A 13,994-nucleotide genomic window follows, 5' to 3' on the forward strand; every position below is an offset into this window, starting at 1 on the left:
TCCGGCCGGGCGCCCCGCTCGGGGTCGGAGCCCAGAATCGGAGCCATCGTGATCCAAGCCCAGGGACTGACCCGCAGCTTCCGCACCCGCTCGGGCCCCGTGGAGGCCGTCGCCGGCGTCGACCTGTCGGTCGCCGAGGGCGAGGCCGTCGGCTTCCTCGGCCCCAACGGGGCCGGCAAGACCACCACCGTGCGGATGCTCACCACCCTGCTGCGGCCCACCTCCGGCACCGCCACCGTGGCCGGTCTGGACGTGCTGCGGCAGCGGACCGAGGTCCGCCGGCAGATCGGCTACGTCGGGCAGAGCGGCTCCGGCGGCGACCACCGCGCGGGCGACGAACTCCGCACCCAGGCCAGGCTCCAGGGCATGACGGCGGCTCAGGCCGCCGCCCGGGCGGCCGAGAGCGCCGAGCGCTTCGAGCTCACCGAGCTGCTGGACCGCCCCTGCGGACGCCTCTCCGGCGGCCAGCGGCGGCGGCTGGACCTGGCCCTGGGGCTGATCCACCGGCCGAAGGTGCTCTTCCTCGACGAACCGACCGCCGGGCTGGACCCGCAGTCCCGGGCCAACCTCTGGGAGCACCTGCGGGCGCTGCGCGCCGAGCAGAACCTCACCGTCTTCCTCACCACGCACTACCTGGAGGAGGCGGACGGGCTCTGCGACCGGATCCTGGTCATCGACGGCGGCCGGATCGTCGCCGCCGACACCGCCAAGGCGTTGAAGGACCAGATCGGCGGCGACGTGATCATCCTGGAGACCGAGCAGATCGGCGACTGCGCCGCGGCCGCGGCCCGGGTGCTGCCCGACTGCCGGCCGGACGTGACCGCCGACCGGGTCCACCTGCACTGCGCGGGCGCCCAACGCCGGCTGCCGGAGGTGCTGAAGGCCCTGGACGCGGCGGGGGTCGTACTCACCTCGGTCGAGGTGAAGCGGCCCACCCTGGAGGACGCCTTCCTCCGCCTCACCGGCCGCTCGCTGCGCGAGGACCGCTCCGCCGCCGGGCCGACGGAAGCGGCCGGGCCGCCGGCCGAGGCCGGTTCCGAGGCCTCTGCCGTCGAGGCCACCACCCCGGCGGAGAGCGAGGTGGTGGCCCGGTGAACACCCTGCGCACCAGCCTCATCATCTTCCGCCGCTCGATGCGCTTCACCCTGCGCAACCCCGCCTGGGTGGTCATGAGCCTCGTCCAACCCCTGCTCTACCTGGTGCTGTTCGGCCCGCTGCTGGCCAAGCTCGCCGCGGTGCCCGGCTTCGGCGACAACCCCTGGCGGGTCTTCGTCCCCGGCCTGCTGGTGCAGCAGAGCGTCTTCGCCTCCGCCTTCGTCGGCTTCGGTGTGATCGCCGAGATCCGCTCCGGCGTGCTGGACCGGATGCGGGTCACCGCCGCCGGCGAACTCGGCCTGCTGCTCGGCCGGGTGCTGCGCGACGCCGTGGTCTACGCCGTCCAGGGCGGCCTGCTGGTGCTCGGCGCGGTCGGGATGGGCCTGCGCGCCTCACTGGCCGGGGTGGTGCTCTCCTTCGTGCTGCTCTGCGTGCTGGGTCTGGCGATGTCGGCGCTCTCGTACGGGCTGGCGCTGCGGATCCCCGCCGAGGACGTGTTCGGCCAGCTGATCAACGCGGTGACCCTGCCCACCCTGCTGCTCTCCGGGGTGCTGCTGCCGATGACCCTCGCCCCCGGCTGGCTCTCCGGGCTCTCCCGGGCCAACCCGCTGACCCACGTGGTGACCGGGGTGCGCGAGCTCTTCGACGGGCGGATCGGCTCCACCGGCACCCTGACCGGTGCGGCGGTCGCGCTCGGCCTGGCGGCGCTGACGGTCTGGTTCGGACTGCGCTCGGTCCGCTCCGCCGACCGCTGAACACCGACCACCGACCACCGACCACCGACCACCTCCAACCACCCTCCTGAGCAAGGGAGTTCACCGTGCCTCTCGGCACCGCCGGGCAGCTCTCGCGGCACCGGCTCGGCAACGGGCTCACCGTCGTGCTGCTGCCCGACCCCGAGGTCCCGGCCGTCGCGGTCGCGGTCGCCTACGACGTCGGCTACCGCAGCGAGGCCCGGCCCGGCTTCGCCCACCTCTTCGAGCACCTGATGTTCCAGGGCAGCTCCTCGCTGCCCAAGCTGGCCCACGCCGAGCGGGTCCAGGCCGCCGGCGGCGCCTTCAACGCGGTGACCCAGCGGGACCACACCTGCTACTACCAGGTGGTGCCCGCCGAGGCGTTGGAGCTGATGCTCTTCCTGGAGGCCGACCGGATGCGAGGCCCCCGCACCACCCCCGAGACCATCGCCAACCAGATCGCGGTGGTGGCCGAGGAGATCAACCAGAACTTCCTCGGCCGCCCGTACGGCGGCTTCCCCGCCTTCACCCTGCCACCGGTGCTGTACCGGAAGGAGGCCAACGCCCACAACGGCTACGGCGACACCCGCTCGCTCACCGGCGTCACCCCCGAGGAGTGCGAGCGGTTCTTCGACGGCCACTACTCCCCCGGCAGCGCCGTGCTGGCGATCAGCGGGGCCTTCCACCCGCGGCACGCCCTCGACCTGACGGAGAAGCACTTCGGCGCGCTGCCCGCCCGCCCCCGCACACCGCGCCCCGACTGCGCCGAGCCGCCGCCCGACCGGGAGCGCACCCGCGCCGTCACCGACCCGCTGGCCCCGGCGGCCGCGGTCGCCGTCGGCTGGCGCTGCCCGGCCCCCGGCACCCCGGAGCACCTGGCCGCCCTGCTGGCCGCGGCCCTGCTCGGCGACCCGCAGCACGGCCGGCTGCGGCGCACCCTGGTCCGCGACGGCGTCGCCGCCCAGGCGGCGGTGCTGCCCTCGCTCACCGGCCAGGCCTTCGACGCCCGCGACCCGGAGGCGATGGTCGCCACCGCCGTCTGCGCCCCCGGGCACTCCCCCGCCGAGGTGGCCGCCCTGATCCGTGGTCAACTCGACCTGCTGGCCGACCCCGAGGGCTTCGACGAGGCCGAACTGGCACGGGCCGTACGGCGGTTGAGTGCCTCCTGGTACTCCGAGACCGACCCGGTGGCCGCCCGGGCCCGGCGGGCCGCCGCCTTCGAGACGCTGCTCGGCCGGGCCGAGCTGGTCACCGAACTGCCCCGGCTGCTGGCCGCCGTGGACGCCGGACAGGTCCGCGCCGCCGCGGCCGCGCTGGCCGCCTGCCCGCCCGCCGTCCTCACCGTCGAACCGGCGTCCGCCCCCGCCGTCGAACCGGCCGCCGAGCCGAACGGAGCCCAGCCGTGACCACCGTTCCCCTGACCGAGATCCCCGTGGTGCCGCCCCCGGCCGCCGTCCGCCCGCCGGAGTACCGCGAGCGCGTCCTGGAGAACGGCCTGCGGGTGCTGGCCGCCCGCCGCGCCGCCGTCCCGGTGGTCGAGCTGCGCCTCGCCGTCCCGTACGGCGGGGAGGGCCCCGAGCACGCCGCCGAGGCCGAACTCCTCGCCGCCGCCCTGGCCTGCGGCGCCGCCCGCCGCGACCGGGCCGCCGTGGACGGGCTGCTCGCCGAGTACGGCGGCAGCCTGCGGGTGGACGCCAGGCCCGAACGGCTCAAGGTCACCGCCCGGCTGCTGAGCGAGGGCCTGCCGGCCCTGCTCGACCTGCTCGCCGACCTGCTCACCGGCACCGCCTTCCGGGCCGCCGAGGTGGAGGCCGAACGGGCCCGGCTGCTCCAACGCGTCCGGCTGGCCGGGCGGTTGCCGCAGTACGCCGGGCGCTCCGCCCTGCTGCGGCACTGCTTCGGCGAGCACCCCGCCGCCCGGGAGACCCCGGAGGAGGAGCTGGTCCGCGCCGTCACCGTGGAGACCCTGGACACCCGCCGGGCCGAACGGCTGCTCCCCCGCGGCTCCACCCTCGTCCTGGTCGGCGACCTGACGCCGGATCAGGCCCTGGACGCCGCCGCCCGGGCCCTGGCCGGCTGGACCGGAGCCGGTGCCGCCCGCGAGATGGCCGACCCGCCCCAGGTCACCGGCGGCCCGGTGGCCGATGTCCGGATGCCCGGCCTTCGCCAGGCCGAGGCCCGGCTCGCCGCGCCCTCGCTGCCCCGCACCGACCCCGGCTTCGCCGCCCTGCACCTGGCCGAGCTGGTCTTCGCCGGGTACTTCTCCTCCCGGCTGGTCCGCTCGCTGCGCGAGGAGGCCGGCTACGCCTACAGCGCCCGCTGCGCCGCCGTCGAGATCGGCACCACCGCCGTCAACCTGACCCAGTTCGGCGTCGACCCCCGGCACCGCGACGCCGCGCTGGAGCGCACCTTCGAGGTGCTGGCCCGGCTCAGCGGCGCCGAGCCGCCCACCCCCGCCGAGGTCGAGGCCGCCGCCGGGTACAGCGCCGGCATCCGGGCCATCTCGCTGGCCACCCAGATCGGCCTGGCAGACGCCCTGCTGGACACCGCCGTGCACGGCCTGGACCCCGGCTGGCTCTCCGCCTTCCCCTCCTCGCTCGCCGGGGTGACGGCCGCTCAGGTCGCCGAGGCGGCCCGCGTCCACCTCGACCCCGGGGCCTTCACCGGCATCGTGCTCCAGCCCTGAGCCCACTCCCACCGCTCCCTGATCCTCGGAGGTCCCCGTGCGTTTCGGCCTGTCCTTCCTGCCCGACTCCACCCCGCAGAGCAAGTCCCCCGCCACGTACTACGACGAGGTGCTGGCACTGTCCCGCTACGGCGACCAGGCCGGGCTGGACTACGTGAAGATGACCGAGCACTACCTGCACCCCTACGGCGGCTACTGTCCGAGCCCGCTCACCTTCCTCACCGCCGTCGCCGCGCAGACCACCGACATCCGGCTGATCACCGGCTGCGTGCTCCCGGTCTTCCACCACCCCGTCCAACTCGCCTCGCACATCACGATGGTGGACGCGATCAGCCACGGCCGGCTGGAGATCGGCTTCGCCCGTGCCTACCTGCCGCACGAGTTCCACGCCTTCGACGTGCCGATGGACGGCAGCCGGGCCCGCTTCGAGGCCGTGGTCGCGGCCGTCGAGCGGATGCTCCGGGAGGAGGGCGTGAACCAGGAGACCCCCTTCTTCACCCTGCGCAACGCCACCGTGCTGCCCCGCCCGACCCAGCAGGACGGCCCGCCGCTCTGGATCGCCGCCGTGCAGTCCCCCGAGAGCTTCCGCCGGATCGGCGAACTCGGCTACGGCCTGCTGATCACCCCCACCGGCCGGGAGCTCGACAACTCCATGGTCGAGCTCTACCGGACCACCTACGCCGAGCACCACCCCGGCTCCGCGCCGCGCGTGATGGCCAGCCTGCCGCTGGTGGTCGCCGAGACCGACCAGGCCGCCCGGGAGATCGCCGACCCGCACCTCGACCGCTACCTGGAGGTGTGGAGTTCGGCCCTCGACCCGTGGGACGAGACGGTCTCCAAGGACTACCAGCAGTACACCGGGCTGGCCGCCTCGATCCGCACCCTCACCGCCAAGGACCTGCGGGCCAACGGCAGCGCCATCGTCGGCTCCCCCGAGCACGTCGCCGAGCAGATCGGCCGCTTCCAGGAGCGGATGAACGTCGACGGGCTGCTCTGGCAGGCCGACTTCGGCGACTTCGGCGGCGCGGCCGCGCTGCGCAGCACCGAGCTCTTCGTCGAGAAGGTCCGCCCGCAGTTCCCCGGCGGTGCCCGGTGAGCACCGCCACCACCACCGCCTCGGCCGGCTCCCTGGCGCTCAACGCCACCGCCGTCCTCCGCGACGGGCAGGTCCGCTACCGGGTCACCGCCCCCGACCGGACCCGCACCCTCGCCGTCACGGCCACCGCCACCGTCCGCACCCTGGTCGCGCTCAGCGCGCTCGGCCCGGCCGGACGCGAGCAGCTCACCGCCGCGCTGGCCCGCCGGCTCGGCGAGGGACCGGCCGAGGCCGCCGTCACGGCGGGACTCGGCAGCGGCCTGCTGCTCGACGCCCCTGCCGTCGAACCCCCCGCTGAGGCAGGCCAGTTGCCCCAGGCGCACTCGCTCGACTCACCACCCGAGGGCTACGCCGAGGCCTTCGCCGACCTGGCCGCCCTGCTCCCGCTGCTCGGCCTGCTCGACCGGGGCCACGACATCCGGGCCCTGCTCACCGTGGCGTTCACCGACCGCCACGGCAGCGGCGGCTCCGCCTCCCTGGTGGACTGCGCCGCCGACCTGCTCACCGTCGTGCACCGACGCTCCGGCATGCTGGACGCGCGCGGCGCCGAGGAGTTCGGCCCGGCCGACGGCTCGCTGGCCGCACTGCTCGCCGCCCGTGCCGCCGCCACCGCCGAGCTGGCCGATCACCTCGCCGGAACTGCGAAACTACCCCTTGCAGTAGGCGAGTTGCCGTCCGCCTTCCACGCTCCCGACGGTGGCTACCAGCTCCTGACGTCCCCTCAGGACGGGTCCCTCACCCTGCTCGGCGCCGGCACCGCCGGTGCGCCCGCCGACTCCGCCCCGTACCCCTGGTACGAGGCCCGGATCAGCCACCGGCCGGAGGCCGGCACCCTGGTCGTCACCGACCAGGACGGCCGCCCGCTCACCGTCCCCTGCCCGCCCGCGCAGCCAGCCTGGCGGCTGCCCGCCCCGATCCAGGTCGCGGCCTGGCTCTCCGGCGCCGCCCGGCTGCGGATCGACCTGCCCGCCCGGGGCGCCGACCGCCCCCGGATCGGACTGGTCCTCCTGGCCCCCGGCGGGCCGTCCGACGAGCGGTGGCTGATCGACTGCGGAGGCCGGCCCAGGTGACCCGGCTGAAGCTCCGGCCCGGCTGCCACTTCGCACCGGTCCCACAGGGCCTGCACTGCTCGTTCCACGGCGCCGCCTTCGTCGTCCGGGGCCCGGCCGCGCTGTTCGAGGCGCTCGACCGGCGGCTGGGCCCGCTCACCGACGGAGCGGACCCGGCGGAGCTGGCCGACGGACCGTCAGGAGCGCTGCTGACCGCGCTGCTCCCGGTGCTCGCCGCGCGCGGCCTCCTGCTCGACCTGGACGCACTCGACGGACCGCCGCCCGCCGACGGCCGCCACCCGGAGATCCTCGCCCACCTGGAGGAGTACGCCGACCAGCCCTACGCCCTCTACCACCGCCTCCGCCGCACCCCCGTGGCGGTCACCGGCACCGGCCCGGCCGCCGACGCCGCCGCCCGCTCCCTCACCCGCCTGGCCGCCGGCACCGACGGGGGCGGACAACCCCTCATCACGGTCGGGGTCCTGACGGATGCCCAGGAACTCGACCACGAGCTCCGCCCGGGCGTCCTGCCGGTCTCCTGCGGCCCCGGGCACGCCGTCGTGGGCCCGGTGCTGGACGGCCCCGCCGCTGCCGCCGCCTTCCGGACGGCGGTGCGGCGGGTGACCGGCTGGCTGTCCGTCCTGCCGCAGGGGCCGGCCCCCCTGCCGGTGGGCGCGGTGCTCGCCGGTTCGCTCGCGGCCCGGCGGGTGGTCGACCGGATCACCGAACTGTCGTCCGACGAGAGCCTGTTGGTGGTGCACGGCCCGACCTGCGAGGTGGCCGAGGTGACGGTCGCGGGCGCCGAAGGCAGCTGGCAGCCGCTCGACCCGCAGGGACCGGCACCGGAGGACGCCGACCCGGCCGTGCTGACCGAGCCCTGGCGAGGCCTCGGCCGCTGGGACGGTCCGGCCGGACCGGAGCGCCGCCGTCCGGTGGCCGCCGTCACCCTCCGCCCGGTCGACTCCGCCGCCGCGCTGACGGGTTGGGGCGAGGACGCGACCGCCGCCCGACGGCACGCCCTGCTCGCCCTGCTCCGCCGGCACGCCGACACCGGCACCGGCACCGGCACCGCCACCGCCACCGCCACCGCCACCGCCACCGCCACCGGGGAAGGCTCCCCGGACGAGCACCCCTGCGCGGGGACCACCCCCGCCCACGCCACCCTGGACGGCCTGCTCCGCGCCCTGACCCCGCGCGCCCTGGAGACCCCCGCCGAACCGCTCCTCCCGACCGCACAGGAGCACCCGACCACCCGCGCCCTGCACAGCGCCCTCACCGAGTACCACGGCCTCCACCTCGACCTCGCCACCCGTCGACTCCCCTCCGGGGCCTGGCACTTGGCCACCGCCCACACCCCGGACGGCGTCCTCCTCGCCGCCGAGTGGGGTCCGAGCCCGGCCACCGCCGCCTACGCCGTCCTCGGGACGCTGTTCACCGCGCGGACCACCGGCGGCACCCATCCACCCACCGGCACCTGGTGCGTGGAGCACCTCACCGCTCCCGCCCTGGCCCGCTCCCTCCAGCAGCTGTCGGCCGTCCACCGGGTGACGGTGCGCCGGCTCACCGCCGATCCGGTCCTCGGCCCGCTGCCGTGGACCTGCGCCCGCCTCCGCCTGCACTGACCGCCGCCCCATCGTCCGAGGAGCACCGGATGCCGTCCGCCCCCGAGCCCCCGTCCGTCCCGGAGGTCCTGCGCTTCGCGCTCGCCCAGGGCCCGCTCCGCGGCCTGCTGCTGGACCCGATCGCTGTGGACGAGCGGATCGCCACCACCGCGCTGCTGCCCCCGGCGGCGGCCCGCGGCCGGGAGGTCCGCCCCCTGCCCGCCGGCACCTTCCGACGGCTGGAGGAACTACCGTTCGGCGAAGCCCCGTTGGCGGATCCCCCGGCCGACGGGGACCGGCTCGGTCACCTGCTGGTGGCGGCACTCGGCATGCAGCGGCGCGAACCGTCCAATCCGGCGAACGACCACCGGACGGTGGCCTCGGTGCGCAGCAAGTTCCCGGTCCACGTCCTGGTGGTGGGCCCGGACGGGCCGGCCGGCTACCTCGACCCGTACCGGCACGCCCTGGTGGCGGTGGACGCACCCGTGCCGCCGCACCTACGGCCGGCGGGCACGGCGGTGCGGATGGTACTGGCGGCCCGGCCGACCGACCTGCCGACGCCGTACGGCATCCTGCGGCGCGCCCTCGGCGACCTCGAACTGGGCATCACCCTGCGGGCCGTGCTCACCGGCGCCGAACTCCTCGGCCGGCCGGCCACGGTGGACAGCACCGGGCTCCAACTGGCCTCGGCCGAGGCCCTGTTGGCGGCCACCGGCCCGGGCATCTGGTCGGTGCCGGTGGTGGTCACCCTCCCCGGACTGGCCGGCCCCGGCCCGTTCCGGCCGACCGGCCACGGCCGCCCGGCCGCCCCCGGGCCCGACGCGCTGCTCACCGACTCGGCCGCCCACCCCAGCCTGACCGGCTCCGCCCGGGTCGCCTCCGCCCGCCGCGCCGCGCCCGCCCCGTCCCCCGTCCCGGCCACCGCACTTCCCAAGTCCGCCGCGGGCACGGCCTCCCCGGTCTCCTGGGCGGAAGCGCTCTGGCGCCGCAGCGCGGGCCGGGTGCCGCTGCCGCTCACCGGCTTCTCGGTCCGTCCGAGCACCAGCACGGCCGCCGAGGTGGAGTCCCTGGCCGCCTGGGCCGGGGTGCCCGTACCGCCCGGCCCGCTCACCGCCGTCCGGGAGGCGGTCTCCCTCCACGTGGTGCTCCAGCACACCGCCGGCCTGCCCGACGGCCACTACCGCGCCACCCCGGACGGCGGCCTCGCGCTGGTCCGGGCGGCCGAGGGCCTGCCCGCCGAACTGGAGGCGGGCTTCGGCTACCCGCTCACCCCCGCCAACGACGGCGGGGTCCGGCACGCCTCCTCGCTCTGGTTCTGCACGGTCGACCCGGCCCGCCTGACCGAGCGTCAGGGCCCGGCCGCCTGGAGCCTGCTCCAGCTCGCCTGCGGCTGGCTGGCCCACGGCCTCTCGCTGGCGGCCGCCGCCCAGGACCGCTTCGCCCGCCCGGCCCGCTCCTTCGACGAGCACCTGGTCGGCCGCCTGCTCGCCCTCCCGGACGGCGAGCACCCGGTCCTCCTCACGGTCTGCGGCCGCACCCGCTACGCGGAGCCGTACCTCGACCTCCGGGTCTGAACGACCGTCAGGAGGCGGCCCCCGTCCGGCAGGCCTCGTACGCCGCCGCGACCGCGAGCAGCCAGGCGATCTCCTCCGCGGGGGTCCTTGCGCCGGACGGCGGCGGAGGCACGTCCTCGACGATGCCGCCGGGCCCTGCTCCGTGGAGCGCGGCGTACAACCACCGCGCCTCCCGCCGGGCCCGCTCCCGCTCCCCGGCCGGGGATCCGTCCGCCCGCTCGCCGGCCGCACCCACCCCCGCACCCACCTCCGCGACGGCCGGCGCGTACCGGTCGCGCAGGGCCAGCGAGGCATCCCGGATCTCGAACGCCCGGTGTGCCAGGTCGAGGGTGCGGTCGCCGACCGTGAGGAGGTCCCTGGCCCGAGTGACGCGCGCCCCGAAGGCCACCGTCGGCACGGCGTCCGTCAGGTCCGCCCAGAGGGCGTGCAACCGCCAGAGCCCGTACTGGTGGCGGACGTAGCGGACCAGCGTGGCCACCGGGGGCAGCGAGAGCCCGGCGACGAGCAGGAGGACGGCGACCACCGGGAGCACCTCGGAGACCGGATCGAAGGTCCCGGATCCCGGCAGGTCGGGCCGGCTGCGCTGGCGGGCGAGGAACCAGACGCGGTAGACCGTGTACACGAAACCGGTGCCGCAGCCACTGGCGAGGCAGAGGACTCCCGCACGGAGCAGACCCGGCGGCACCTCGCGCCGGTTCGACCAGAACAGCCGCCCGGACAGCAGGCTCGCCGTCCCGAGGTAGGCGTAGACGACGCCCTCGTAGACCAGCACGGCCGGGTCACCGAGGTGAGCGTCCGTCACCCGGCTTGCCGGACCTTCAGGTTCGTGGTCGAAGAAGAGCGCGAACAGCACGGTCAGGGCCAGCCCGGCAGCCACCACCGATGCGATCCGCAGGCGGGCGGCGGCCGGCCGGTGCGGCCGTCGGCCGTGGACGGCGACGACGTACTCCAGGACGAAGTGGGTCGACGCCAGGACGCCGAGGTGCTTCAGCAGGACGGAGAGGTCGGGTGACCCGGTGGCCACCCTGACGAGGTGCTCCACCGCGGACGGCCTGGTCGTGGCGGTGAAGGCGACCGCCGCCAGGAAGTACCACAGGTACCGCGACGGGCGGGGGCCGCCGAGCGCGGACGGGGCCCGCCAGAGCACCAGGGCCCAGAGCAGGGCGGGGATCGTGAACTGGTAGACCGCGTACATCAGATGCCCCGCCAGCCCCGCAGTTGCCGCACCGGATGGGCGAGGCTGGCGGTCAGCCGGCGGGAGGAGCGCGTCCCGACCCGGTCGACGCCCACCAGGTCCGCCAGGAGCACGGCGATCATCTCGGCCTCCTGCTCCTCGACCGTGGAGTAGTTGCTGCGGGCGAGCCCGAGCACCTGCCCGATCAGCTCCGGCGTCAGATCGGGGAACGCCTCGGCGAGTTGGGCCAGTTCGAAGGTGCGGGAGTGGTCGCAGAGCACGTGGCCGAGCTCGTGGAGCTTGATCAGGTCCTGGTGCGCGGGGCTGGTCCGCCGTTCGTAGAAGACCACGTCCACGCTCGGCAGGGCGATCCACAGGCCACAGGGCGAGTCGGGCCCGAAATCGGGCAGCGGCTCCATGACGATCGGCCGCCCGCGACGGCGGGCCAGGGAGTCGCGGAACGCGTCGACCGTGAACGGGTCGGGGATCTCGATCCCGGCGAGCATCGCCTCGCAGCGCCTGCGCAGACCTCGAGGGAGAGGCATGACGTGCAGTCGATCCTTCGTCGGACGGCCAGGGCGCTGCCGACCCTACTGCACCCTTCGGCTGACGTTCCGTCCGGGGCGAGGGCGCCCCGCACCGGGCGGGTTCACGCCTCCGGACCGGCGGCCGCGCCCTCCTCCAGCGCCTTCAGCCGGTCGGCGAGGGCGACCAGCATGTGGAGGCTGTTGTCCGACAGCCCCGACGCGCGCTGCGCGAGACCGATCACCTCGGTGTTCCCCATCGCCGTCCGCAGTCCGGCCAGCTTGTCGAGGGCCGCCAGTTGCCCGTCCACGACCGCGGCGGCGTCGTCGTCACCGAGGAAGTACGTCGCCCCGGACCGGATGCCGAAGGCCAGGCCCAGCCAGTCCAGGGTCTCCACGGTGGGGTTCGCGGCCTGCCCCTTGTGGTTCACGGCCTGGTGGAGGTTGCGGATCGTGTCCTTGGAGATGACGCTCCGTCCGGCGATCCGGTTGATCCGGTCGGCCAGTTCGCGGTAGGCCGGCGGCTTGCCCCCGGCCCTGGCGGCTTCGCGGGTGATGAGGGCGTCGAGCCGGCCCGCGATCCGGCCGGCCCGGTCCGGAGGCACGAAGGCGCGCTGGGGCCCGTCGGCCTCGTTCGTGTCCATCCCAGTCCTCCGCTAGCTCGGCAGTTCAGGGTACCGCCGAGGGCCAGTCGTGTCTATCAAAGTAGTCGTCGATCGCGAGCCAGCTGCCACGAAGTCCCGAAAGCCGTTTGATGCCGGGGGAAAAAGCCCTCTAAGGTGATGGCGATTTTAATCTCCATCGATCCGGCGCAGTGGCACGAGGACGCCCTGGGCCGACCAGCCATGTCCTCACACAGGAGTGATCGTGCGTACGGTTCGCAGACCGGCCCTGCTGCTGGCAGCCCTGCTGGCCATCCCCGCGGGCGTGATGGGCCAGGTGTCGGCGGCGGCGGACACCGCCTTGCCGCCGTTGGCCGTGGAGGGCTTCGCCTACCCCGTGGGCGCCAACCTCCCGACCGCGCAGGGCGTGACCCTGAAGGCGGGGGACGGGAACATCCGCCTCGTCTCCGACTGCTTCTCGGGCGAGAACCTGCTGACGGTCTACAGCCGGATCACCGATCCGCCGAAGCCCCTCTGCTTCAAGGCGACCGGCCCGACCGGCTACCTCGCCCTGGAGCTGCCGAAGGTCTACAGCATCAAGGGCGACGACCACACGACCAAGGCCACGCTCAACGCCAACGGCACCGTCTCCAGCATCGACATCCCCAAGAACCTCTTCCAGCCCGTCGGCGAGGGCACGTCCTCCGACGGGACCGCCCTGCTCGAGCTGGTGACCTCGGGCGGCACCGCCGACACTCCGGCCGCACCCGAGTACCCCGCCGTCGGCCGGATCACGGCCGGGGAGCCGGGCCGGGCCGGCTCCCGGGCGTGCACCGCCACCCTGGTCGACCCGCTGTGGGCCCTCACCTCCGCCGGCTGCTTCACCGACACCCCGGGCACCCTCGCCCCGGGCGCGCCGCCGGCCGCGAGCACCTTCACCGTCGACGGGAAGAGCCTCGGCATCGTCGAGGTCGTCCCGCGCGCCGACCGTGACGCGGCCCTGGTCCGGCTGGTGGGCACCGTGAAGGGCGTGGCACCGGCGAAGCTCTCCACCGCCGCGCCCACCCCGGGCGAGAGCCTGCGGGTCCCCGGCTTCGGACGCACCGCGACCGGCTGGGCGTCGACCACCCCCCGGACCACCACGCACACCGTCGGCTCCTCGACCGCCACCGGCGTGGACACCGCCCCCACCTCGAACGGGACGGCCCTGTGCGCCGGGGACGCGGGCGCGCCGCTGCTGCGGACCGCGAACGGAACCGTCGAGATCGCCGGCCTGGCCTCCCGCTCCTGGCAGGGCGGCTGCCTCGGCACGCCGGCCACCGAGACCCGGACCGGCGCACAGAACAGCCGTGCTGACGACCTGTCGGCCTGGGTCGCCACCACGGTCCAGCGCTCGGTGACCGGTCGCGACGCCAACGGTGACGGACACTCGGACGCCGTCGTCGCCTACCGGCACACCAACGGCGCCATCACCTTCCTCACCTCACTCACCGACACCAACGGCAACTTCGGCGCCTTCAACGGCGGCTACGTCGTCCCCCCGGCCAGCTGGGACTGGAACTCCATCCGCTTCATCAACGGCGACTTCAACGGCGACCACCGCACCGACCTCGCCATGATGTACCGCAACGCCGACTCCTCCATCACCATGTACACCGGCCTCGCCGCCACCGACGGCAAGATCCAACCCTTCACCGCCAGCCCCACCACCATCCCCGCCAACAGCTGGGACTGGAACGCCATCCAGCTCTTCGCCGGCGACACCAACGGTGACGGACACTCGGACGCCGTCGTCGCCTACCGGCACACCAACGGCGCCATCACCTTCCTCACCTCACTCACCGACACCAACGGCAACT

The 13,994-nt window shown here is 75.1% G+C and carries 12 protein-coding genes; 9 read left to right on the plus strand and 3 right to left on the minus strand.

Annotated elements, in window-relative coordinates; all coding sequences use genetic code 11:
* Positions 1-48 precede the first annotated feature (48 nt).
* The 8 genes from ACZ6ZR_RS11235 to ACZ6ZR_RS11270 all read left to right on the plus strand — a co-directional run bounded on the left by ACZ6ZR_RS11235 (position 49) and on the right by ACZ6ZR_RS11270 (position 9,835).
* Positions 49-1,095, plus strand: a complete 1,047-nt coding sequence (locus ACZ6ZR_RS11235) for an ATP-binding cassette domain-containing protein (RefSeq protein ID WP_465641674.1) — start codon at positions 49-51, stop codon at positions 1,093-1,095.
* Entirely contained in the window at positions 1,092-1,850 is a 759-nt protein-coding gene (locus ACZ6ZR_RS11240; RefSeq protein ID WP_465641676.1) for an ABC transporter permease, read from the plus strand. Before ACZ6ZR_RS11235 ends, ACZ6ZR_RS11240 begins: the two co-directional genes overlap by 4 nt.
* A 65-nt stretch (positions 1,851-1,915) precedes the next feature.
* Positions 1,916-3,235: a M16 family metallopeptidase gene (locus ACZ6ZR_RS11245; RefSeq protein ID WP_465641678.1), complete on the plus strand. Its 1,320-nt coding sequence runs from the start codon at positions 1,916-1,918 to the stop codon at positions 3,233-3,235.
* Positions 3,232-4,515, plus strand: a complete 1,284-nt coding sequence (locus ACZ6ZR_RS11250) for a M16 family metallopeptidase (protein ID WP_465641680.1) — start codon at positions 3,232-3,234, stop codon at positions 4,513-4,515. Before ACZ6ZR_RS11245 ends, ACZ6ZR_RS11250 begins: the two co-directional genes overlap by 4 nt.
* 37 nt (positions 4,516-4,552) lie before the next feature.
* A complete protein-coding gene (locus ACZ6ZR_RS11255) occupies positions 4,553-5,611 on the plus strand; it encodes an LLM class flavin-dependent oxidoreductase (RefSeq protein WP_465641682.1) in 1,059 nt (352 codons plus the stop codon).
* Positions 5,608-6,681 (plus strand): hypothetical protein, encoded by a 1,074-nt coding sequence (locus ACZ6ZR_RS11260; RefSeq protein ID WP_465641684.1) that lies wholly within the window; start codon positions 5,608-5,610, stop codon positions 6,679-6,681. Before ACZ6ZR_RS11255 ends, ACZ6ZR_RS11260 begins: the two co-directional genes overlap by 4 nt.
* Entirely contained in the window at positions 6,678-8,282 is a 1,605-nt protein-coding gene (locus ACZ6ZR_RS11265) for a hypothetical protein (protein WP_465641686.1), read from the plus strand. The genes ACZ6ZR_RS11260 and ACZ6ZR_RS11265 overlap by 4 nt, the downstream gene beginning before the upstream one ends.
* Positions 8,283-8,311: 29 nt before the next feature.
* The gene (locus ACZ6ZR_RS11270; RefSeq protein ID WP_465641688.1) at positions 8,312-9,835 is read left to right on the plus strand and encodes a nitroreductase family protein; all 1,524 of its coding nucleotides are present in this window, start codon (positions 8,312-8,314) and stop codon (positions 9,833-9,835) included.
* 7 nt (positions 9,836-9,842) lie between these two features.
* Here ACZ6ZR_RS11270 and ACZ6ZR_RS11275 read toward each other — a convergent pair whose 3' ends face one another.
* The 3 genes from ACZ6ZR_RS11275 to ACZ6ZR_RS11285 all read right to left on the minus strand — a co-directional run bounded on the left by ACZ6ZR_RS11275 (position 9,843) and on the right by ACZ6ZR_RS11285 (position 12,177).
* Positions 9,843-11,030: an MAB_1171c family putative transporter gene (locus ACZ6ZR_RS11275; protein WP_465641690.1), complete on the minus strand. Its 1,188-nt coding sequence runs from the start codon at positions 11,028-11,030 to the stop codon at positions 9,843-9,845.
* Positions 11,030-11,554, minus strand: a complete 525-nt coding sequence (locus tag ACZ6ZR_RS11280; RefSeq protein ID WP_465641692.1) for a hypothetical protein — start codon at positions 11,552-11,554, stop codon at positions 11,030-11,032. Before ACZ6ZR_RS11280 ends, ACZ6ZR_RS11275 begins: the two co-directional genes overlap by 1 nt.
* 104 nt (positions 11,555-11,658) lie before the next feature.
* On the minus strand, positions 11,659-12,177 hold the full coding sequence (locus ACZ6ZR_RS11285; protein ID WP_465641694.1) for a hypothetical protein: 519 nt from the start codon (positions 12,175-12,177) through the stop codon (positions 11,659-11,661).
* A 223-nt stretch (positions 12,178-12,400) separates the two neighbouring features.
* On the opposite strand from ACZ6ZR_RS11285, the gene ACZ6ZR_RS11290 reads away from it, so the two are divergent.
* Positions 12,401-13,994, plus strand: a 1,594-nt coding sequence (locus tag ACZ6ZR_RS11290; RefSeq protein ID WP_465641696.1) for a trypsin-like serine protease, incomplete at its 3' end; no start/stop codon positions are given.

It is taken from the genome of Kitasatospora sp. NPDC088742, from assembly GCF_055584905.1.

Bases quoted from the DNA above. Each gene is read 5' to 3' on its own strand.
- ACZ6ZR_RS11270 (WP_465641688.1), top strand. From the start codon at position 8,312: ATGCCGTCCGCCCCCGAGCCCCCGTCCGTCCCGGAGGTCCTGCGCTTC.
- ACZ6ZR_RS11275 (WP_465641690.1), bottom strand. From the start codon at position 11,030: ATGTACGCGGTCTACCAGTTCACGATCCCCGCCCTGCTCTGGGCCCTG.
- ACZ6ZR_RS11280 (WP_465641692.1), bottom strand. From the start codon at position 11,554: ATGCCTCTCCCTCGAGGTCTGCGCAGGCGCTGCGAGGCGATGCTCGCC.
- ACZ6ZR_RS11285 (WP_465641694.1), bottom strand. From the start codon at position 12,177: ATGGACACGAACGAGGCCGACGGGCCCCAGCGCGCCTTCGTGCCTCCG.